Origin of the sequence: uncultured Senegalimassilia sp., assembly GCF_934630535.1 — a bacterium.
Classification (GTDB): Bacteria; Actinomycetota; Coriobacteriia; order Coriobacteriales; family Eggerthellaceae; genus Senegalimassilia.
In genome coordinates this window covers 301,518-322,877 of the sequence record NZ_CAKTVU010000001.1, presented here as the reverse complement: position 1 = coordinate 322,877, position 21,360 = coordinate 301,518, and the positions used below count along the sequence as shown (strand labels likewise).

The 21,360-nt window shown below is 59.2% G+C and carries 16 protein-coding genes; 5 read left to right on the top strand and 11 right to left on the bottom strand.

Translation table 11 applies throughout. From position 1 onward, the window contains the following. Positions 1-215: 215 nt before the first annotated feature. The 5 genes from Q0D52_RS01495 to Q0D52_RS01475 all read right to left on the bottom strand — a co-directional run bounded on the left by Q0D52_RS01495 (position 216) and on the right by Q0D52_RS01475 (position 4,656). A complete protein-coding gene (locus Q0D52_RS01495) occupies positions 216-515 on the bottom strand; it encodes an AzlD domain-containing protein (protein WP_294379725.1) in 300 nt (99 codons plus the stop codon). After that, positions 508-1,221 carry an AzlC family ABC transporter permease gene (locus Q0D52_RS01490; protein ID WP_294379722.1) on the bottom strand — a complete coding sequence of 238 codons (714 nt, stop codon included), beginning with the start codon at positions 1,219-1,221 and terminating at the stop codon, positions 508-510. The genes Q0D52_RS01495 and Q0D52_RS01490 overlap by 8 nt, the downstream gene beginning before the upstream one ends. Continuing rightward, complete coding sequence (locus Q0D52_RS01485) at positions 1,214-2,008, bottom strand: PhzF family phenazine biosynthesis protein (protein WP_294379719.1); 795 nt, start codon at positions 2,006-2,008, stop codon at positions 1,214-1,216. The genes Q0D52_RS01490 and Q0D52_RS01485 overlap by 8 nt, the downstream gene beginning before the upstream one ends. A gap of 105 nt (positions 2,009-2,113) precedes the next feature. Further along, a complete protein-coding gene (locus Q0D52_RS01480) occupies positions 2,114-3,490 on the bottom strand; it encodes a PLP-dependent aminotransferase family protein (RefSeq protein ID WP_294379716.1) in 1,377 nt (458 codons plus the stop codon). Between the two features lie 299 nt (positions 3,491-3,789). Beyond that, the gene (locus Q0D52_RS01475; protein ID WP_294379715.1) at positions 3,790-4,656 is read right to left on the bottom strand and encodes a LysR family transcriptional regulator; all 867 of its coding nucleotides are present in this window, start codon (positions 4,654-4,656) and stop codon (positions 3,790-3,792) included. Positions 4,657-4,815: 159 nt separating this feature from the next. On the opposite strand from Q0D52_RS01475, the gene Q0D52_RS01470 reads away from it, so the two are divergent. After that, positions 4,816-5,724: a DMT family transporter gene (locus Q0D52_RS01470; protein WP_294379713.1), complete on the top strand. Its 909-nt coding sequence runs from the start codon at positions 4,816-4,818 to the stop codon at positions 5,722-5,724. 227 nt (positions 5,725-5,951) lie between these two features. Here Q0D52_RS01470 and Q0D52_RS01465 read toward each other — a convergent pair whose 3' ends face one another. From Q0D52_RS01465 to hcp, 6 genes are all read right to left on the bottom strand, one after another. Continuing rightward, on the bottom strand, positions 5,952-6,866 hold the full coding sequence (locus tag Q0D52_RS01465) for a class C sortase (RefSeq protein ID WP_294379711.1): 915 nt from the start codon (positions 6,864-6,866) through the stop codon (positions 5,952-5,954). After that, entirely contained in the window at positions 6,867-8,648 is a 1,782-nt protein-coding gene (locus tag Q0D52_RS01460) for an isopeptide-forming domain-containing fimbrial protein (protein ID WP_294379710.1), read from the bottom strand. 133 nt (positions 8,649-8,781) lie between these two features. Beyond that, positions 8,782-10,482, bottom strand: coding sequence for an isopeptide-forming domain-containing fimbrial protein (locus Q0D52_RS01455; RefSeq protein WP_294379708.1), 1,701 nt, complete (start codon positions 10,480-10,482; stop codon positions 8,782-8,784). Continuing rightward, positions 10,475-14,152: an FctA domain-containing protein gene (locus Q0D52_RS01450; protein ID WP_294379705.1), complete on the bottom strand. Its 3,678-nt coding sequence runs from the start codon at positions 14,150-14,152 to the stop codon at positions 10,475-10,477. Before Q0D52_RS01450 ends, Q0D52_RS01455 begins: the two co-directional genes overlap by 8 nt. 778 nt (positions 14,153-14,930) lie before the next feature. After that, entirely contained in the window at positions 14,931-16,358 is a 1,428-nt protein-coding gene (locus tag Q0D52_RS01445; RefSeq protein ID WP_294379703.1) for a radical SAM protein, read from the bottom strand. A 289-nt stretch (positions 16,359-16,647) separates the two neighbouring features. Beyond that, on the bottom strand, positions 16,648-18,222 hold the full coding sequence (hcp, locus tag Q0D52_RS01440; protein WP_294379700.1) for a hydroxylamine reductase: 1,575 nt from the start codon (positions 18,220-18,222) through the stop codon (positions 16,648-16,650). A gap of 94 nt (positions 18,223-18,316) precedes the next feature. Between hcp and Q0D52_RS01435 the strand changes: the two genes are divergently transcribed. The 4 genes from Q0D52_RS01435 (at position 18,317) to Q0D52_RS01420 (ending at position 21,351) form a co-directional block, all read left to right on the top strand. Further along, complete coding sequence (locus Q0D52_RS01435) at positions 18,317-18,967, top strand: Crp/Fnr family transcriptional regulator (RefSeq protein ID WP_294362304.1); 651 nt, start codon at positions 18,317-18,319, stop codon at positions 18,965-18,967. 253 nt (positions 18,968-19,220) lie between these two features. Beyond that, entirely contained in the window at positions 19,221-19,589 is a 369-nt protein-coding gene (locus tag Q0D52_RS01430; RefSeq protein WP_114620271.1) for a VOC family protein, read from the top strand. 24 nt (positions 19,590-19,613) lie between these two features. Beyond that, a complete protein-coding gene (locus Q0D52_RS01425) occupies positions 19,614-20,057 on the top strand; it encodes a GtrA family protein (RefSeq protein ID WP_294379698.1) in 444 nt (147 codons plus the stop codon). Positions 20,058-20,301: 244 nt separating this feature from the next. Next, positions 20,302-21,351 (top strand): Fic family protein, encoded by a 1,050-nt coding sequence (locus tag Q0D52_RS01420; protein WP_294379695.1) that lies wholly within the window; start codon positions 20,302-20,304, stop codon positions 21,349-21,351. Positions 21,352-21,360: the final 9 nt, after the last annotated feature.

Sequence of the window (21,360 nt, the reverse complement as noted above, 5' to 3'; positions counted from 1 at the left end):
GAGCGACTACGTCAACCGGCACAACAGCTTCAGGCTCCGCTCGACGCTAGACCACATGAGCCCCATCGAGTTCAGATTGGCGCGGTCGGCTCCTGAGAATAGCGTCCAAGAAAGTGTTGCCAATCCAAAAGAAAGCGGCGTCATCGCTCGATACGATCGCGATGACACCGCTTTCCCTATAACGGCATTGATGCAAATCGATTCTCCATGTTATCTCAGAGCCACCTGCAGCATCGCATCTGCCGCAATCGCCACAAGAACGCACACCGTAACGGGGCATTTTTCCAGCCAAGAAGCGCCGCAACGCCACCTCCAACAGCGCCGATATACCAGCACCCGGAATCAGCGGTAAACACACCGGGAAATATCAGCGCAGCCATTGCCGTATAGGGAATCAACTGTAAAAAGCGCTCGAACTTCGGGCTGCTTTTCATTTTATCGATCAATACAACAGGTAGTGCGCGTGGAAGATAGGTAACGAACGCCATGCCCAAAATCAAAATCACTTTATCCATTCGACGTTTTTTCCTTTACCCCATCATTCACGAAGCACACGCCAAGTGCCGCACAGGCCAATGTCGACACGATCAACGCCCAACTGGAATCGATCAACTGCGACAATCCGGTATTCGCTACTGCTGTGATTATGACCAGAACGCCCAAACGGAAACTCTGCCTCACATTCGGCATCAGAAGCCCGAGGAACATAGCATAGAGGGCGATACCGAGGCTGGCAGATACGATTTCCGGCAGAAAGCCGGAAGCAACCGCACCGATCGCAGAACCCGCAACCCACGAAGTGTACGTAACGGTGATCAGGCCAAGGAAGTAGAACACCGAGCATCTTGCTTCGTCTTCGGTTGTGAAAATGGCAAAGGATTCGTCTGTCACGCCAAATGCTGCCAGCAACTTCAGCCCCAGCTTGTCGCCGCGCATCCGATTCACCACACAGGTGCTCATGATCAAATGCCGCAGGTTCAAAATAAACGTTGCAAGGATCATGGCGATCAGGCCCGCTCCCTGCGCATACATTCCCACCGCCATCATCTGGCTTGCTCCGGCGAAAACGGCAACGGACATGAAAACCGTCTCGGCAACGGTAAACCCTGCTTGCTGCGCCATTATCGCATAAGCTATTCCCACCGGGATAAATCCTAGAATGACAGGAATGCCGGAACGCATTCCCGCTAGGTACTGTTGTTTTCTGCTCGTTTTAGCCAATATGGATCATCGCCTCCGAATACAGCGCCGCTTTTCCGCTGATGCGAACACGGTTGCCCTTCAATGCGCCATATAAGATGCCGCCTCGGGGCGATGCCTGATACGCGGTCAGTTCTGCCTTTCCCAGCTTTTTCGACCAGTACGGCAGAATATGGCAATGGCCGGAGCCGCAAACGGGGTCTTCCGGCACATTGCACTTTGGGGCAAAGCTGCGGGATACGCAGTCGAAATCGCTATCCTTGGCGGTAACGTGCAGCAAGAGCCCATCCAGCTCTTTGACACGGCCCTGATCAGGCTTCACGTTGCGTACCGCGTCCGCGCTGTCGAATACGCACAGCAGATCGCGCCCCATATAGGCCTCCGCCGGCTCGACGCCGATGGCGTCTACCATCGCTTGTGTGACTGGAACCGGCGTCAATTCATAGCAGGGGAAGTCCATGTCGAACAGGTCTCCCCGCTTCGTCACGGTCAACGTGCCGCCGCGTGTTTCAAACGCTATTTGCGTCCGTTCCGGTTCAATGAATCGGGCGATGACGTACGCAGTCGCCAATGTCGCATGGCCGCACAAATCAATCTCCCCGCCTGGCGTAAACCAGCGCAGACGGTAGCTGTCATTGCCCTCCTTTACCGCAAAAGCGGTTTCGGAAAGGTTGTTCTCTCGCGTAATGCTGAGCATCACATCTTCTGGCAACCACTGCTCCATCACGCATACCGCAGCGGGATTGCCTGCGAAAACATGATCGGTGAACGCATCGACCACAAACTGCTTCAAAGCTATGTCTTTCACGACGTGCCTCCTTATATCCTGATCTCATTATTCAGCAAAAGAAAAATGCACACAATACAATGATTGTGTGCAATACAATTTTGCTTATTCGGCTCAGTGTTGATTTCAATCCAGCAATGATTTCAAGATAGTCAACCCTTGCTCCAATTCCTCCAAGGAATCTGGAGCGCAGATAGCAAGGCGCGCCGCCCCAATTGGCGTATCTTTTCCCACGGCGAATCGCTCAGAGCCATAGACGAAAACGCCATGCTCTAGCGATATACGTTCAAATTCCCCACCGCTCATGCCGTCCGGAAGCAACAGCCATCGACTCAGGCTTTGACAATCGCCGCGAACTTGAAAGCCGTGCAGTATGCGGTCTGTAATCTCGTTTCGTAATGCAAGGCCCTTTCTGCGGCGCTCCAACAGCAGCTCCAGTTGACCAGACGCGATGAGCCTTGCCGCCAATTCCGTCAGCAGGGCGGATTGAGACAAATTGATATTGTACAAAGCGTTTTCCAGCTGCTTCCTCCATTTAGGCGGAACGGCCAGATAGGACAGACGCAGTGCGGGAAGAATCGTCTTGGAAAGGCTGAAGATAAAAATCGTATGCTCAGGTGCGGCTGCTGCTATGGCATCTTCCGGTTTATTCGCCAATAGGCTGTTAATCCCATCCTCGATCAGAAGAAGATCGAGCTCCTTGACAACATCCGCGATACGCTTTCGACAGCCTGCCGACATCGTATGCGTGGTAGGGTTTTGCTGATCAGGCATAACATAGATAGCCTTGATGTTGTCGTTTTTCACCGCGTAGCGGATCCCATCTGCCGACATTTCGCCGTTTTCCTGCGCGATGGGAACAAGCTGGATGCCGAATAGCTTCGCAGCGCTCTTTAATCCTGGATACACCAGCGGATCGGTGCCGATTCGGTCTCCCGGCCTGAATAGCCCCGCAAAAATACAGGAAATCGCATTCTGCCCGCCACTCGCCGTCAAAATGTTATCCGGTGCGACTTGGCAGCCGATCCGTCGAAAAAGCCCTGCTGCCGCCTCTTGATGCCATTTCGGCGTGGCATGCGCGTATTGGAACAGCGCTCCAAAATCCGGCTCCGTCATCATTTTTTGCAAAAGCTGTGCTACTTCATCCTGCACAATCGTTTCCGGCGTCATAGAGCCCAGCTGTATTACATGCGGCTGCTTGGCGTCTGGCAAAGAAAAGATGTTCGTCGTCACATCATATGCCACAAAGGTACCGCAGCCTACCGTGCCGGAGAGCAGCCCCTTTTGGGCGCAGAGTTTGAATGCTCTGGATACCGTGCTGACGTTGATGCCTAAATAATCTGCCAGCTCCCTTTGCGGGGGCAGTTTGGTCCCAGGGCGCAGAATCCCGTTTGCGATATCCTGCTCCAACTGCTCCGCCAGCTCAATGTAAAGAGGCTTGCTGCCGAACTGTAGGCTCGGTTTCCACGACATTGGATAGTTTTCGAATGAATTGATGGACATGGCTGCCGTACTCCCCGTTGCCGAGTTAAATCAGCTTACAAGTTTTGCCGTGCGTTTATGATCGCCCGCATCTTCCCCGGAGGGCAAGGGGGGCTGCCAGGCGCTCTTCTTCGACAGATTATAGCTTTACCCAACAGCCAGCCTGCTTTTCCGTTTCGCCTTAGAAGCATACAAGGAAGGCTCCGCTGATGACGATATGCGTCGTCCATCGCCCCGGACACGGCTCGGTCTTTGCCGCAACGCGATCGGAGTCCAGCGGGGCGGCCAGCCGGCAATCCCTTTTGCGATACCGCAAGCGGCTAAGCCTCGATATGCGAGCTCATGAAATCGATGAACTTCCTGGTGGCGATGGGCATGGTATCCCAGCTTCGCCATGCCGCCACCACGTCTCGCGATGGGGCCGCCGCAATCGGAAGCACCTTGATATCGGCGCGCACGCACTCCACGGTGCGGCGATAGAGCATGCTGACGCCCAAGCCCTCCTCGACCATCGCCATGATGGTGTAGTCGTCGGTCACCTTGCTCGTCAACCGCGGCTGCAGCCCATGGGCGGCAAACGCATCGAGCACCAGGCTCTGCTCGCCCTCGTCAAGCAAAAGGAAAGGTTCAGCTGCCAGATCTTCAAGCGTTACCCGCGCTTTGGCGCCCAACGGATGGTCGAAGGGCACCAGCGCTACCATCTCGTCGTGATAGACCATGCGCTTGTCAAGACCTGCCGTAAAACCCCGCGCGGTAAAGCAGAAATCGACCGCGCCGTCGTGCACCCACTGAGCGTTGCGCGTGTAATCGCCCTGCTTAAGGGTAAAGTGCACGTCAGGATGCAGAGCGCTGAAGCCGCGGATCACGCGCGGCAGCACGGTGCGGCTCACGTTGGTGAAGGTTGCTATGCGGATGTCGGTCGAAGACAGGCCCAGCAGCTCTTGGCGCTTTCCCTCAAGCTCGGCCTCGGCCGTCACGATCTGGCGCAAATAAGGCAGATACTGCTTCCCGTCGCGCGTAAGCGAAACGCCCTGCTTGCCCCGCTCCAAAATCGTGGTGCCCAGCTCGCGTTCGAGCGCCTTGACCGCCTGGCTGACCGCGCTTTGCGTGTAGCCCAGCTCGTCTGCCGCCGCCTTAAGGCTCCCGCGATCGACCACCGTGCAGACGACCTGGTACCGTGATGACATAACGCCCCCCATGGCAAAAAGGCCGTGGCACGTTTTGCCCCAGCCTGCTTATCTTCTATTAGCATTGCTTAATCATACTGAAGATACATTCGCTTTACTACATCGTTTTAGCAGCGCACAATCCTTTTCGTGAAACCACTTCGAAACAAAAGGAGTCCCATGGATCGCAAAAAGGCAATCGCGCTCTCGTTTTCCGTTCCCGTCGCATGGGGTTTCTCGTACCCTTTGATGAAGATCGGCATGGACAGCATGAACGCCACGAGCATCGTCGCGCTGCGCTGCACCATCGCCTTCATCGTCTGCGTGCTGCTTTTTCACAAGTGCACCTTCCGCATCAACCGCGACCTCATCGTCCGCGCCGCCGTCATCGGCGCCATCATGGCGGTCGAGCTCACCTGCATGTGCCTGGGCTCGAGCCTCACCTCGGCTTCCACCGCCGGCTTTCTGCAAAGCCTGACGGTCGTGATCGTGCCGTTCGCCAACGCTCTGCTGCTGCGCCGCGCCCCCGAGCGCAAGGTGCTCTTCGGCACCGCCGTCGTAACCGGCGGCATGCTGCTGCTCTCAGGCGCCGACTTCACCAGCCTCAACCCCGGCGCGCTCGTCATGCTGCTTTCGGCATTCGTCTACGCCGCCCACATCATCATCAGCAAGCGCTTCGTCGAACAGGTCGACCCGCTGGCTTTGGGCGTTTGGCAGCTGGCCTTCGCCGGCCTGTTCCCGGGCATCGGCGCGGCCGCGCTCGGCGGCATCACGCTTCCCAGCACCCCGACCGAGCTCACGGTCATCATCGCGCTCGCGCTCATCTGCTCGGCTTACGGCTTCATCACCCAGGCCTACGTGCAGCCGCATGTTCCCGCCGAGACCACCGGGTTCGCCTTCTCGCTCGAACCGGTCTGCTCTGCGGTGTTCTCGTTTTTCCTTGTTGGCGAGGTCTTGACCCCCATCGCCTTCCTGGGTGCGGCGCTCATCATGGCCGGCGTATTCGTCGCCACCATCGAGCTGCCTCGTCTGCATGCCCCGGCCTACCCGCAAGAGGCGATGGCAGTGGAACCTGAGCGGGTTTCGTAAGCCCTACAGCCCCCGGCGCAGATAGCCAAAGGGAGCTTGACGCAGATCGCCCGGTTTGCCTTAACAGCAAGTTACGGCAAACCGGGCGATCGCCTGCCCAAGCAAAGGCTGCCTTCATGCAACCACGGCATACCCCATCCGCCCACGCGTGAACAGGGGGTCGTAGCCCTGTTCACGCGTGAACGGTGCTACGACCCCCTGTTCATTCTGCGCGGCTGCAGCCTTCTCTAGCCCAAGGGCCGAACGCGCCGGCCATCGCCGCACCGCTGGCGAAGCCGGTGGATGACGATGTCCAGCAAGATAAGCACCGCGGCTGCCACGACGACGAGAGCCGCGATCTCGCGCTTGCCCCAGTGCCTTGCCAGGAGGCTCTTCTGCTCGGCAACCTCCTGTTCGACGTATTCGGTGCGATTGCAGTGGACGAGCAGCCGGTGATCGTTCACGCCATAGGGCGTGCAGGTCACAAGCGTGAGCTTGTCGGCCCCAGGCTCGATGGCAAGCGATTCCACCTCGTCGGGCCACACCACTTCAGAGCCCGTCACCCTGTACGCGAGCGTCTGGTTCATGGTGTGGAGAAGAACCAGGTCGCCTTCCACAAGCGCGTGGATATCGTCGAACATGCTGAGGTTGCGCATGCCGGAATGCGCCGTGAGCACGCAATGGGAGGACGTCCCGCCCACAGGCAGGCTGGTCCCCTCAAGGTGACCGACGCCGGCCATGAGCACCTCCTCGCCCGTTCCATGGTAAATGGGCATGCTCACGTTGATGGAAGGGATCTCCACCCAGCTCATCATGGGGTCGCGGTCGAAAATGAGCTGTTCCTCGTAGGGCGCAACCTGCTCGGCGGGAAGCTCGGGGTTCTCACCCGCAAGCAACTCGTTGTACGCCCGCGCCTGGAGAAGAATCCGCTCGCGCTCCTGCGGAGGGAGCGCGTCCACCGTGCTGGACACGGCATCGATCTGGTTGAAGACGCCCGCCGCCTCGAACCGGTCGAGGACCCAAGGCCACACCATAAGGCCGACGCCGACAAGGATGACCGCCATGGTGATGAGCCGGTCCGCCCAGCGAGGCAAGCGCCGACGGCGCCTCTTGCCGCCCGGAGCAGAGGCGCCCGTCGCTGCATGCTTGTCTCGGTGCTTCATCTACTCCTCGGACTCCGCGCGACGGCGACGGATAAGGCGCGCCACGCCGATGACGAGCACGGCACCGCCCGCGATCCAGGTAAGCGTCACGCCATCAAGGCCGGTGATGGGAAGGCCCACGGACTTGGTGTTGCCGACGTTGATGGTGACCTCGCCCTTAGCGGCATCGGTGCCAGTGCCGTCCACGCCGGTCAGCTTGTTGTCGCCGGCGTTACCGTCGAGCGTGCCGAAGGCGATATCGCTACGACCCTTGTCGGACCCGGAAACCGTCGCCGTCAGGCCCGTCACCTTCATCGCCGAATCGTCATACGTCGGGGTGATGGTGAAGGTGAAGGGGTTTGCCTTGGTGTACTTGGTGTCATCGGGGGTCTGAACCTCGGTCACCTTGTAGGAACCGGCGTCAAGGCCGGAGACGGCGATCCTACCGTCGTCGGCGGACGTGAACTTCACGCAATCGGGAAGGTTGCTGGCATCATTAACGGTCACAAGCTGGCCCGCGACAACGCCCAAAGCGGCATCAGCCTTCGAAGCGATGTACTGGTCCTTGGTGTTCGCATCGGCAGACTGGATGGCGAAGACGGCGCCCGCAAGGCCCTGCTCGGTGCCCTGGTCGACCTTGTTGAGGTTGAGCCTGAACGCGAAGTCGGCAACGGTGTCCTCGATCGTATCGCCCGTGCCCTCGGAGTACGGGTCATTGGAATACGTGAGCTTGACGGTGTTGGGATTGCCACCCTTGTTGCCGTTGAGAGCGTTGCCGATCACGGCGCCGCTGTTGAGCTTCGCCTTATAGAAGACGACGATCTGGGTGTCGGCGGTTACGCCCTCGACGTCCTTGAGGCCTTTATCGCCGTCGCCAACCTTGAACTTCACCGTCAGCGTATGGTCGGTGTCGGCATATGCCACCGAGTAATGCTCCGTCCCGATATTGGTATAGGTGTCGCCGTTCTTTGCGTACACCACAACCGAGTCTTTGACGTAATCAAGGCCGCTGGAAAGCTCGTCGGTGAACTTGTAGGCATACGCGCTGAACGTGGCGTAGTTGCCGGCGATCGTACCGGTGAGCTTGTAGTTCACTTCCTGGCCAATCTGGGAATCGGCGACGTCCTTCCAATCCTCCGCAAGCACTGTTGTAAGGTCATCCTTCACCTTGTTGTCATCGAGGATCTTCTTCTCGACGGTGGGCACGCCCTTCTTAGGGGTAACGGTCGTCGAACTGGTACCGTCGATCACGGCGTACACGGGAGAGGTGAACGCGTCGGTCGACTTGTCGGCGGGCTTACCGGCAGCAGCGGTAAGAAACAGCCAATAGCCGGCCTCAAGGCCGGAAAGGGACGCATCGCCCGCGGTAGTCGTCTTCCAATTGCCGCTGTCATTCAACTTGCCGGCGATCGTGCTCAAAACGTTGTTGCTCGCAACCTTCGAGTCGGTCCCGGAAACCCCGGCGTTAGCGCTCAGCCAATCGGCGGCATCCTGCGCGATATAGCTGTTATAAGACGGCTCGTACTCCTTAATGGCAGCCACCACACCTGCCTTTACGTCGCCACTTGCCCACTCGATGTTGCTCACCGTCGTGGCCTCGCCGGTCGTCGTGACCGTCGCCTTGAAAATCTGGATGCCCTTATAAGTCGTGGACGTCGCATAATCGGCATCCGCGAACGTGACGGTCGACCCCGTGCCCTCCGCAAACGCCATGGCTGCAGGGGCGGCGACGTTGCCGAAGGCCATCGTCGCGGTCAGGCCCGCCGTAAGAGCAAGGCGGGCGATCTTCTTCTGTGCTTTCAATTCTGTTTCCTTTCCATTCGAAGGGTGCTGATGCAATGACAACGGCGCTCAAGCCGCCTTTTGAGCCGAGCGCCGGAAGCGAACGAACGGCGACGGCTACGGCGGAACCAACGCGTCGAATAGCTAGCAACGGCTACCTGTCACGACGATCCCCTCCTCGCCTGATGAAACGCGATCCGACCACAAGCATGATCGCGGCTGCCGCCCCAACGACTGCGAGCGCAACCACAATGGCAAGGCACCGGTCGCCGGTCTTGGGAAGAAGCCCGGAAATCCACCCGCCCGGGCTTGTGGGCTTCGCGGAGTTCAAGACCGTAGCCTCCACAGCGCCCAAGGCGGCGTCGGCCCCATCGACGCGCAACGGCTTCTCGGCGGACACGGTGAGCGTCGGCCTCGCAGCCGCCACCTGCTCGACGTCGAGTCCCGCAACCGCAAGAGTCAGCGCCCGAGCGCCCGTGAAGCCAACGTAGCCCTCGGGCGCCGCAACCTCCTCGACCGTAAGCGCCCCGGAGTCCACGCCGCCGATCGTCACACGCCCGTCCGCGCCGGTGGTGACGGTCGCGTCGCCGCCCGTCCACGTCCCGTCGGCTGCAAGCCGGCGCCCGCGGTCGTCGGTGACGCGCAGCACGGCGCCCGAAAGCGTCCTTTGGTCGTCGCTCGCGCGCTTAGTAAGTGCAACATCCCAGGTGTAAGCCGTGGCGTTATCGCTCGGCGTACGGGTGTAGCCGCCCTCCGCGCCCTGGTCGGCGAAGGGGGAACGCGGGTAACGCAGGTACACCTCGTTGGGATTGCCCTGCTCCGCCCCGCGGTTGGCGTCCACGCCCAGCGGCGCGTTGTAAACCACCGCCACGCGGGCCCCGGCGGCGAACTTCTCAGCGCCGCCAAGCGCGGAAACAAGGTCGCTCGTTCGCACGGTGAACGTGTTCGCCCCGGCGTCAACCGAGACCGCACACCCGGCGGTGACGTCCTTCCACCCGTCAACGGGCCCGGGCGCCACAGAGCCGCCCGAGACGGTAACCGCATCGAAACCGCCGTCGGCCCCCGCGGCCACATAGACGCGCACGGTCGAAGCAACCTTGGACAGATCAAGCCCCGCGCTCATGGCATCGGCGAACTCGACCGTGTACGCGTCGTAACCGACAAGGCCCGCCGGGATGGTGGCGCAAAGGCGCCAGTACAGGTCATCGCCCACCGTGGCATCGGCGGCCTTGCCCCACGCGCCGTCCGAGTCCTCCAGCACGTGCTTGCTAACCACCGGCACAGCGGCCTTGGGCGTAACGGTCACCGGTGCGCCGCCCACCAGCGCAAATATCGCCGCGGTGCCCGCCTGGGACTGGCCGATGGCATCCTCTTCGGCCACGACAAGCCAATACCCGGCGGGAAGCTCCACGGCGCAGCCGGAGGGAATGGCCTGGGGCTCCACACCGGACGCGCGAATCGCGCGGGCAAGCCCCGTGGCAAGCGAAGGGGTCATATGCCCATCGGCGTCAAGCCACTCGGCAACGTCTTGGGCAACGGCTCCCGCGACATCCATGCCAGCCTCGCGTAAAACGGGAAGCACGGCATCGCGTACGGCGTCGCTCGTCCACGTCACGTCGGTGGCCAGCTTGTCCCCGGATCCGCCTTCATCGGCAACATCCGCGTCGAAGAGCTGGTACGCCTCGTACGCGTCCGCAACCGAGCCCGACACCGTAAGGGTGCCGGTAGCCGCGGCGTGCCCAGATGCGGAGGAAGCCGAAGCCGCCCCTGGCAGAATCGACGCAAGCACAAGCGCAAGCGCGCAAAGAAGGGCGACGAGCCTATGGGCGCGAAGCCTAAAACTGCAGCTAATCACGGCCCAACCCTCCCTTCTTCGCAGCACTGCGACGCCGATGGATCCGGGCGGCGGCAACGGAAACGAGCACAGCCCCGACCAGGTACGTGACCATCGTCCCCACGCCGCCGGCAGCGGGCAGGGTGGCCGAATACTTGTTGGTGAAGGTGGGCGGAGTCGAAGAACCCTTGTCGTAGGAGACAACGGCGTCGAGCTTCTCATCGCCGTTGGTTACGCTGACCGTGACGTTATGCTCGGCCGTGTCGTAGGTGATGTGGTCCTTGACGTTGTTCTCAGCGCCCTCGGGGACGACCTCGGAGATGGTGTAGCAGTATTCGCCCGCTTTGCTGCACTCAACGGTGAAGGAGACGTTGCCCTCGGCATCGTTGGTCACCGTTTGGAGCACCTTGCCGTCGCCGTCCTTGAGCGCGAACGAGAACTGCCCCGCCTTGAAGGTGCCGCCTTTGAGCACCTTCTTCGCTTTGATGACCGCAGATCCCGTCAAACGGTTGTCGTACACCCAAATCTCGTCCTTCTTGTCATCGCCGATGATCTCCGCGTCGCCAACGATGGCCTTCGCCTTTTCGAGCGCGGCTTGGTAATGCTCGTCGCTCGCATTGCCCTTGAGCATGATCCACTTGGGTTCTGCCGCGGCATAGCCGTCGGGCGCCTTCGACTCCACAAGCTGGTAGAGCGTGCAATTGCTCATTGCGTGGCCTTCCGCACCAAACGAGATCCTGCCATCGGCATTGGTCTGAGCAGTGCCGAACAGCGTTCTGGCGCTCTCCACGCCCGCCGTCTCAGCCTGGTCCATCTTCACGCTATAAAGGGTGAACTCCGCGCCCTCAAGCGTTGCGCCAACCTGCTGTGCGTCGTACTTGGTCATCGTGATGCCGTAGCCGTTGCCGCCCGCGCTGGCCGAGACTTTCTTAACGGTCCAGGTTCGAGCATCGGTCGCGTCGCCTTCCACCACTCCCGTAAGCTTGGCAGTGTTGGAAAGGGAAACCTGATCGCCAGGGTTTCCGCTTGGGATGACCTCATACTCGACCTTAAGGTATTTCTCATCGGGCACATTGAGGGTCAGCTTTGTGCACGTACCGGCGCTGCCGTCGACCTGCTCCATCTTCGACGAATAGGCGCTATCGTCCAGCAGTTGCCAAGTACCGTTGCCCCATTCGTAAACCTTCAGCGTCGACGGCACCAACGTGCATTTGGCATCCATGGTGTCGACAAGCTCCAGGAAATCGCTTGTGCGCATAAGGTCGACGGCCGACTCGTTGACCAAGATGGTGTACTTGATGCGGTTGCTGTTATCCACCTGCGCGCCGGTTTTTTCAAGCACGTTGTTCTTGATGGTGACGGTGCCGCTGCCGGAATCGAACGTCTTGCTTCCCGACTCGGCGCTGGCCGAGTTGGTGAACATCGTCTCGTTCTTGGAGACATCGAGCGCGCCGCGCTTGACCGCGGTCTTGTACGTCAGCTTCGCGTAGCCGGCATAGTTGCCAAGCGCCGTGGTAGGAATGGAGAAGGTGACCGTGTTGCCGTTGCTGCTCACGTTGTCGGCGGCAAGCTGCCGGTCGGTGACAACTGTTCTACTTTCATTCCCGCCATAATACCCCGTATGCTTATCGTAGGTGTTCTGCACCAGCGTGAACTTGGCCGAACCCGAAACATAGCTCATACCGTCCGGAAGGGCATCGATGATGTTCAGCGGTGCGCCGCCCAGCTTTCCGGCTCCGTAATACTCCCCCGCCGCGCTCTTCTGGCGATTCGCGTACACCGTCCAGTCGACAACCCATGCGCCCTTCTCGTTCGAGCCATCAACGGCGCTCCAATCGAAGCCCTCGTCCCAAACGACTTTCGACTCCGCTTCCGGCTTCTCGACCGCAGGCGTCGTTTCTTGATCAAGGTAGTAATAGATAGGGTTCGTGAGGTATGCCTTGCCGTTGACGCTGACCGATGCGAAGTTCGAGTACCAACCCGGCAATGCATCGGATGTGGTGGCGTATGTGATGACGGCATAGTCCTCGTTCTCGAGGGCCGCCTTGACTTTGTCGTTGACATATATGTCAAGGTTAAAGTTTCTCTTCGTTTCACCAACCGACCAGTTGGCCGTTAACTTCCAATCGGCGTTCTGCCCCCGCTCTAGCACGGTTTCGCCGATTTTGATGGTAATGGAGTCTACGTCGACATCGATATTCTGCTTCCACGCCGTCTGAAACGTGTCCTTTACCGTCACTGTTTTGGGGTTAACCGCATTGACGATCGCCTTCAGCGCGACGCGCGTCTCCCACGTCGCCCTTCCCGTCGTTGCGGCTTCGTCAGAGCTCACGAGCCTCTTGGTGATCGGCGTGCCCACCAGCTGCGGCGTGAACCTGCCGTCATCAGAACCCGAAACGGAGCCCTCGCGCTCGATGGTCGCGTCGTTGCGCACGGTGTCGTACGAGCTCGTATCGTTCATCTTGGTGTGATAGACGATACGGTAGGTGGCATACTTGTCGACAAGGTCGGTCGGGAACGTATAGGTAAACGAACTCTGCGACGGATCAAGCGCGCCGGTCGCAAGAACCTGCGACCCCGAGCTGCCCTTGTAAACCGTGTAGCTGCCCGTATACGCCTGCTTAGCATCCAGCGTATCGGTGAACTTGTAGCCGCTCATGTCGGCCTTGAGCTCGCCTTGATTGAGCGTGACCGTCCACGTGATGTCGGACGGCGTGCCCGAGCCGTTGGACTTGCCGATCATGTCGTAGCGGAATTTACCGGGGGCAGCCGTAACCGTGCCGTTCTGGCGATCGCCGACACCGCCCCACTCCCACGTCGCCGTGTTTTTGGAGGCCTCCTGCTTGTCGATAAATTCGCCGTTGTTCGCGGAAACGCCGCTCTTCAGCACCGTTTCATAGGTGATCGTGTGGTCGCCTTGAGAAAGGTTGCCCAGACTCTCAAGGATCGCACTCTGACCGTCAATCGTCGGCTGAGGATCGAGCTTCTTGCCGTCGAGCATGAAGCTGCCGTCCACGAAGCTGAAGTTGTCGCCGAGCGTGTCGACGAACTTGACGTTCGTGGCGAACGATTCAACGCTCAGGTTCACGGTCCAGGTAACCTTGGCCACACCATCGGCGCCTTGGGAGAAGACGCCCGTCTTCGTCCCCGTAACGTTGCCGTCCTTGGTGGGAATCTGAATCGACCCCGCGCCGGGAAACTCGACGATCGCGTTGCCGCCTGAACCGGTGTTCTTATTCGCAAGCTCGAACGAGAAATCCGCCGCAACATAAACGTCCGCGGGATTGGTCTTAAGCCAGCTCTCGTTAAACGTGAAGATAGCCTTATTGTCCTTGATTTTCCACGTGCCGGCTATAACGGCGTCGGCACCCGATCCCGCTATAAGGTCGCCGCCATCGTTGTTGTCAACGACGATGGAATCGGGGAAATAATACACGGCGACTTCGTTGCCAACAGAGGGCGCCTTGCCGTGCAGGAAGTGCGCCGAGAAGGCTCCGTATAAATGCGTGGCGGACGTCACGGCGCCTTCAAGCGGATTGTTGTGGTACTCGTCGGTGTACAGCTCGACCTTAACGGTCGCCGTATCCTTGTTAATCGGGATCGACGCCGACGCCTCCTGAGCCCCTTCAGCGCGAACAGGGGGACGCAACGTCGCAAAAGCAAAACGCCACAACAACGGCGAGAGCGGCACACAAAATGCAGCATATAGAGCGATCTCGTCTTTTTACCATAATCACACCCACCAAAGCTCGAAGGCATGGATCCTTTGCAATTATCCCCGGAACACCGAGGGCATCAGTTCTTTTACCACAAAGTACCCCCCTGACTTATTATCATCATCAAAGGTGCAAAATATCACTCCTATTGACAGCTTTGGCAAAGAAGAGAGTCCCCCTGAAGGAGATATGGACAAACTCTGTAGCATTGAAATAAACCAGGCACAGTCAAGGTCGTGTTTCATGGCTCAGGAGGCACCAAGCAAGATCCCATCACGCAAATCAGCCTGATTAGCCCTTTTGTCAAGCAAATTAGCGAACGATAGCATCCATTTTCGGCTGACACATTACGGTGAACTATACGAAACGGCACCGAAAGCCACGACATCGCAGCCAACGCGCACCATGCGATTACGCAACCACCAGGAAGATGAATCGATGCTAAATGTCAGGGGGGTCCGCATTTCCACAAGGCGAACAGGGGACGTAGCACTGTTCGCACCGTCTCCGTTCAAGCCGCGGCAAGGTTGCTTAAGCGTCTGCGCGATCAGCTGAGCACGAGGGACATCGGGGTAAAACGAAATGGGCTGGCCCCGGATAATTCCGGTGTCAGCCCATTGCAGCAAATCTATTGCGAATCCTTCGACACCCTCGGCAAACGCCTCCGACGACCCGCGTCCGCAGCTCTCGGTTCATGCCCGGCCTTTCGCGAAGGGAAAGACACCAAACACCTTCCCCTTCGCGCTCGCAAGGCTACAGTCGAGCAAACTTCCTGTTTTGCTTCTCGAACTTTTCTTTGTCGGTGTCGGCCATGTTCGCAGTGATGTCCCTTCGATAGGGGTAACGCGGATCAGCCGGGTTTTCCCACAGCTTCTCCGCCACGGGTGCCCATTCCTGAGCGAAATCCTTGCATTTCCCGCACAGGTGCTCGACGGGCTCCTCCTCCTGCAAGTCGGTGCACTTCGCACCGGACTTCTCGACCATCGACTCAAGAGCCTGCGGGTTCTCCAGCATCGGACAGGGGCGCAACAGGTTGTCGTTGAACGGCTGCCCCTCGTAGTACTGCATGAAAATGGGCGATTTGAGGCATTCCAACAGCGACATATCGTGGATGTTGGCGTTCGAATAATGAATGAACACGCAAGGCTCAACGTCTCCCGCCGCGTTAATGTGCAGGTAGCGTCGACCGCCCGCAATGCAGCCGCCCACGAACTCGCCGTCGTTTTGGAAGTCCATGAGGAACAGCGGCTTCTTCTCGCGCATCTCGCGAACGAAGCGGTACATGCGCTCGCGCTGCTCAACGGTAAGCATCAAATCCGCCGGGGACGCCATACCCACCGGCATGTAATTGAACACCCAGCAGAACAGGGCGCCCTGGTCGATCATCCAGTCAATGAACTCCTCGGAACCCACCGTGTCGGCATTGGCGCTGGTTATGCAGGCCGACACCCCGAAAGGCAAGCCATACTCGCGAAGCAGCGCCATGGCATGGCTGACCTTCTGGTAAACGCCCTCGCCGCGTCGCGCGTCCGTCGTCTCCTCGGACCCCTCGGCGCTGATCGCCGGCACGAAGTTCTTGACGCGGATCATATCCTGGCAGAACTCCTCATCGATAAGGGTGGAGTTCGTGAAACACAAAAAGCTGCAGTCGGGATGCGCTTCGCACAGGCGGATGAGGTCCTTCTTGCGCACCAACGGCTCTCCGCCGGTGTAGATGTAAATATGGATGCCAAGCTCCACGCCCTGGTTGATGATGGAGTCGATATCTTCGTACGAAAGGTTCAGCTTGTGCCCGTACTCGGCAGCCCAGCAGCCGGTGCAGTGCAGGTTGCAGGCGCTGGTCGGGTCGAGCAGGATCGCCCAAGGGATATTGCATTGGTGCTGCTTGCGCATCTCCTCCTGACGCGGCCACGCCATAAGGTTGCCATCCACGATAAGGTTCTTGATAAGATCGTCGCGCACTTCGGGATTCAGGTCCATAACGCGCATGATGAGCTGATACCAGTTGTTCTTGGAATCGATCGCCCCGCGAAACGCCTTGCGCTGAGACGGGAACAAATCGGCAGGGGCAACCTTGTCGACCATGTCCATGATCTTGACGATGTTCCTCTCGGGATCATCGAGAAGATATCCGATGGTTTTCATCATCGCAGCGCGCTTAATCTGATCCGTAGCCTTCATTCCGCATCCTCCCCTTACGTGTTTTACTCAACACATAGTGAATATTTCCACACTAGTCATTTTCTGATGAATAGGGGTGGGCTATCAATGGGCATCTTGGTGCGTAGGGTGCATTAATCCTCATATAAGAGGGAAAGGGCGAACAATTCGAATCGCCCCAACCACGCTTCAACGGGGAGTCGGCAATCACGAACCTTGCTTCCGCTCGCGTTCGCTAATGCCGAAGTTCAAGGCGCGATTCGCGAACCAGCCGACGAGCCGAGCGCCCGAAGCAAAAACTGCCAGTCAGCTAGCCCATGATCTGGGCGAGGTCGGCCTCGGGGGTGGATATGGGGCGGATGCCGTAGTTGTCCACCAGCACCTGAAGGACACCGGGGCTCACAAACGCCGGAAGCGTAGGACCCAGGTAGATTCCTTTGATACCCAAATGCAGCAGCGTGAGCAGGATGCACACGGCCTTCTGCTCGTACCAGGAGAGCACCATCGACAAAGGCAGATCGTTCAAGTCGCAGTCGAAGGCCTCCGCCAGCGCCAGCGCGATCTTGATCGCACCGTAGGCGTCGTTGCACTGGCCGACGTCCAGTAAGCGCGGGATGCCGTGGATATCGCCAAGATCCAGGTCGTTGAAGCGATACTTGCCGCAGGCCAGGGTCAGGATGACGGAATCGGAAGGGACAAGCTTGGCGAAATCGGTGTAGTAGCTGCGCTCCTTGCGCATGCCGTCGCAACCCGCCAACAAGATGAATCGCTTGATGTCGCCGGACTTAACCGCATCGATGACGGCAGGGGCGACCCCCATGACGGTATCGTAGCCGAAGCCGGTGGTGACGCTGGTGCCGCCGTTGATGCCGGAAAATGCGCGATCGGCATCCCAACCGCCAAGCTCCAAGGCCTTGCCGATCAGGGCGGAGAAGTCCTTCTTCCCATCTTCGCCAGCCACGATCACATGAGCACCGGGGAAGCTCACGGGGCCGGTGGTGAACACGCGGTCGGCATAGGAGGAATCGGGCTTTACCAGGCAGTTCGTCGTCCATAGGATAGGCGCGGGAAGGTCCTTGAACTCCTTGCGCTGATTGTGCCATGCGGTGCCGTAGTTGCCTTTCAAGTGCGGATACTTGCGCAGCTCGGGATAGGCGTTGGCGGGAAGCATCTCACCATGGGTGTACACGTTCACGCCGCGGCCCTCTGTCTGTTCGAGCAGCTGCTTGAGATCGTGCAAGTCGTGACCGGTGACCACGATGAAGGGACCCGCCTCCACCTTGAGCTCCACCGTCGCGGGCTCGGGTTTGCCGTAGGCGGAGATGTTCGCGTCCTCCAAAGCGGCCATGGCGGCCAAGTTGACCTCGCCACACTTGAGAACCAAAGGCAGCAGCTCATCCATGCCCAGGTCGGAGCCGACGGCCCTCATGCCCTCGTAGAGGAACGCCGTCACGGCGGGATCTGATTTCCCCAGCATCTGCGCATGGTAGGCGTACGCTGCCACGCCGCGCATGCCGAAAAGCAGCAGGCTCTTCAAGCTGCGGATATCCTCCTGCTCGCCCCACAGCCGATCCATGTCGTACAGATCGAATTCGCCCAGGGCGATAGCCTTCGCACGAACGCGGCGCTCAAGGAAGGTGATGGCCTTGGGGTCGAAGCTGACGTTGCTCACGCAGGCGAACATGCCCTCCAGCATAAGACCGTCGGATTCGGCATCCCCCCTTCCGTCGCTCTCCGCACGAGCCAGGGCGATCAACGCCCCGGTCAGCTCATCTTGCAGCTGAGCCACATCGGCGGTCTTGCCGCACACGCCGGCGGCTCCGGTGCAGGCGGTGCATCCCGCCGTCTGCTCGCACTGGAAGCAGAACATGTTCTTGTCAGTCATTTTGCGCTCCTCTATCACGGGGTTTTTCTTGGAGTGACTGCACTATACTGTTGCGTTGCATACAGTTCTGTTGTGAAACCTACAGGTGAAGCCAATGCTTGATATTTCCAAATCTTCCTCGATGCTGTTCTGCGGCATCACCAAAGACGAAGCGGACCTGATGCTGCCCTGCCTTGGGGCCGTAAGGAAATCGTTCGGTCGAGGGGAGCGGATCATGCGCTCCGGGCAACCCACCGAGCACCTCGGCATCGTCCTGTCCGGCCGCGTGCGCGTGGAGGTATCGGATGCCTGGGGCGAAACGACCATCCTGGAGATACTAGGGCCCGGATCGCTTTTCGCCCACGGTTACGCCTGCAGCATGGAGCCGCTCGACATCGACGTGCTCGCGGATTCGGCCTGCGAGGTGGTGCTGCTCAAAGCCGAGCGCATCATCCACCCCTGCCCCAAGCAGTGCGGCTGCCACTCGCACATATCCTCGAACCTCATGCGCGCCTTGGCGTTAAGCAACCTGGATATGAACCGCCGCGCCATAGCCATGACCCCCAAGACCATACGGGGGAAGATCCTCGCCTTCCTGTCGCAGCAGCAGAAGAAAGCCGGCACCCGCGTCTTCACCATCCCCTACAGCCAGACCAAGCTGGCAAGCTATCTCAGCGTCGACCGCAGCGCACTATCGAACGAGCTGTCGAAGCTGCGCAAGGAAGGCATCATCGACTACGAAGGCCGCACATACCGGCTCCCGTAGCGTGCGCGAGCAGCTTCTTTTCGCTTCGCTGCCGGCAACGGGGGCGAAAGAGAACCCGTTGTCATGATTTTATGTGCTGGCAGCAGCATGTACCTGCGAGCAGGCGCCCCCTTCCGGTGAAAAAGGTAAACTCTCAGCTATGGAATGAATCGCGTAAGGCTTTGAATCCAACCCTGCTCAGCGCCCTCTTTCCGGGAAAGCGCCAGTCGGCGCTGAAGCGGAAGACGAAGCCCGAACCCGAAGGAGGCAAAACATGAAAGCGAAGTTCGTCCATCGTTGCACCCACGTTCTGGACAAGGAAGCAACCATCAAGTTCTATCAAGAGGCGCTGGGCATGAAGGTGGTTCGCGAGATGGGCCCCGAGGACGGCTCCTGGACCAACACCTTCATGGCGAACGACGAGGCGCCCTTCGAGATCGAGCTCACCTGGAACCGCGGGCAGGTGGAGCCCTACGACAACGGCGGCAAGGACACCCACATCGCCTTCGCCGTGGACGACTTCGACGCCTTCCATGAGCTTCACGAGAAGATGGGCTGCATCATCAGGGAAAACCCTCGCATGGGCCTGTATTTCATCGCCGACCCCGATGGCCAATGGATCGAGATCATCCCCGCGAAATAGGGATTCACGTCGACGGCCTTGCAGATGAAACCCAGCGCCCTCCATATCGATAGCTCACAGGCTCATGCCGCGCAAGAGCATCCCAGCCGATCGACCCTCGCCCAGGGCATTCGACAGGCGTTTATGTACTACGGCGTATCCATTATGCAGACGTTTGTCGAGTTAGGCGCGTTCGCGGCTGCCCAGCTTGCGCTGCCAACCGGCATCGCGAACGGCATCGCCGTCGCATGCTCAGGCTCGTTCAACTTCCTTATGAACCACAACATCACGTTCAAGGCATCGAGCAACTTCTGGCGTAGCGTGGCGATGTTCATCGCTTTGTATGTCTGGAACTTCCTATTCGGCACCTGGTTCATCGGTTGGGCGGCCGCAACATTCGGCTGCCCGGAGATGGCAGGGAAGTTCATCACCATGGCGATGCAGGGCATCTGGGGTTTCTGCCTGTGCAAATGGGCCATCTTCAAGTAAGGGCGCAAAACCCGGCGCTTCCCTACAGCGCGCTCATGTCACAGCAGGTCACACCCTCTGGAAAAGCACTTCATCGAGAAGATAAAGATGCCGCCGAGCTCATCGACACCAGCCGCTAATCTTGTTCGCCTCCGGCGTCTGCTGCGTTTTTTCGTGTGTCCATCTGCCTCATCTGGAATATATCTACATCAATGATTAAAATATGATGCAGTTAAACGATGGATGATGCAGATAGGAAGCGAACATGAGGCATTTCGACTACACGCAGATGCCGCAAGGCTTGCTAACGCCGAAAACCGTGGAGCTGCTCACGGCGGTCCATGAGCACAAGGGTCGGCAAACGCTCTACCTCAACGCCAAGGCGGATGTCCTTGATGCCCTGACGGAAGTTGCGAAGGTCCAGTCAACCGAGGCCTCAAACCGCATCGAGGGCATACGCACCAGCGACAGGCGCCTGCAACAGATCATGTCCGAGAAGTCTGATTTGCGTTCCCGCGATGAGGAGGAGATAGCCGGCTATCGCGACGTGCTAGCCACCATACATGAGAGCCATGACTTCATCGACGTTACGCCGAACGTTATATTGCAGCTTCACCGGCAGATGTACCGGCACACGCCGTCCTCCATGGGCGGGCACTTCAAGGTCGGCGACAACGAGGTGCGCGGCATACGTCCGGACGGCACCGAGTACGTGCGGCTGAAAACCGTTCCCGCGGTGGCCACCGAGGACGCCATTGAGCGCTTATGTTCCGCGTACCGCAGCGCCGTTGCAAGCGAGTCGATAGACCCGTTGCTTGCTTCTCTGATATTCGTGTTCGACTTCACCTGCATCCATCCCTTCAACGACGGCAACGGGCGCATGTCCAGGCTGCTTACCCTGCTTTTGCTGTACAAGGCAGGTTACATGGTTGGCAAGTACGTCTCCATTGAGAAGGAGATCGAGCGCACCAAGGACGCGTACTACGACGCCTTGGCGGCGAGCTCGCAAGGATGGCACGAGGGCCGAAACGACCCCGGCCCGTTCGTGCGCTATATGTTGGGCGCAATCCTAGCGACATACCGCGAGTTCGAGGAGCGTGTCTCGGCGGTGGTAGACGCCAAGCTCACCAAAGCCGAGCGCGTCGAGGCGGTGCTGCGCAGCTCCGTCGGCAAGGTAACCAAGCGCGACATCGCCTCCGCATGCCCGGACATCAGCAAGACCACCATCGAGCGCGCCTTATCGGATCTGTTGGCAAGCGGTAAAATCGAGAAGGTGGGAGCCGGTCCTGCGACAGGGTACGTCTGGAAAGGGTAGCGCGGTCGG

Excerpts from the sequence above, each read along its gene's own strand:
- Q0D52_RS01495 (WP_294379725.1), bottom strand. The coding sequence starts at position 515 with ATGGATAAAGTGATTTTGATTTTGGGCATGGCGTTCGTTACCTATCTT.
- Q0D52_RS01480 (WP_294379716.1), bottom strand. The coding sequence starts at position 3,490 with ATGTCCATCAATTCATTCGAAAACTATCCAATGTCGTGGAAACCGAGC.
- Q0D52_RS01475 (WP_294379715.1), bottom strand. The coding sequence starts at position 4,656 with ATGTCATCACGGTACCAGGTCGTCTGCACGGTGGTCGATCGCGGGAGC.
- Q0D52_RS01470 (WP_294379713.1), top strand. The coding sequence starts at position 4,816 with ATGGATCGCAAAAAGGCAATCGCGCTCTCGTTTTCCGTTCCCGTCGCA.
- Q0D52_RS01465 (WP_294379711.1), bottom strand. The coding sequence starts at position 6,866 with ATGAAGCACCGAGACAAGCATGCAGCGACGGGCGCCTCTGCTCCGGGC.
- Q0D52_RS01445 (WP_294379703.1), bottom strand. The coding sequence starts at position 16,358 with ATGAAGGCTACGGATCAGATTAAGCGCGCTGCGATGATGAAAACCATC.
- hcp (WP_294379700.1), bottom strand. The coding sequence starts at position 18,222 with ATGACTGACAAGAACATGTTCTGCTTCCAGTGCGAGCAGACGGCGGGA.
- Q0D52_RS01435 (WP_294362304.1), top strand. The coding sequence starts at position 18,317 with ATGCTTGATATTTCCAAATCTTCCTCGATGCTGTTCTGCGGCATCACC.
- Q0D52_RS01430 (WP_114620271.1), top strand. The coding sequence starts at position 19,221 with ATGAAAGCGAAGTTCGTCCATCGTTGCACCCACGTTCTGGACAAGGAA.
- Q0D52_RS01425 (WP_294379698.1), top strand. The coding sequence starts at position 19,614 with ATGAAACCCAGCGCCCTCCATATCGATAGCTCACAGGCTCATGCCGCG.
- Q0D52_RS01420 (WP_294379695.1), top strand. The coding sequence starts at position 20,302 with ATGAGGCATTTCGACTACACGCAGATGCCGCAAGGCTTGCTAACGCCG.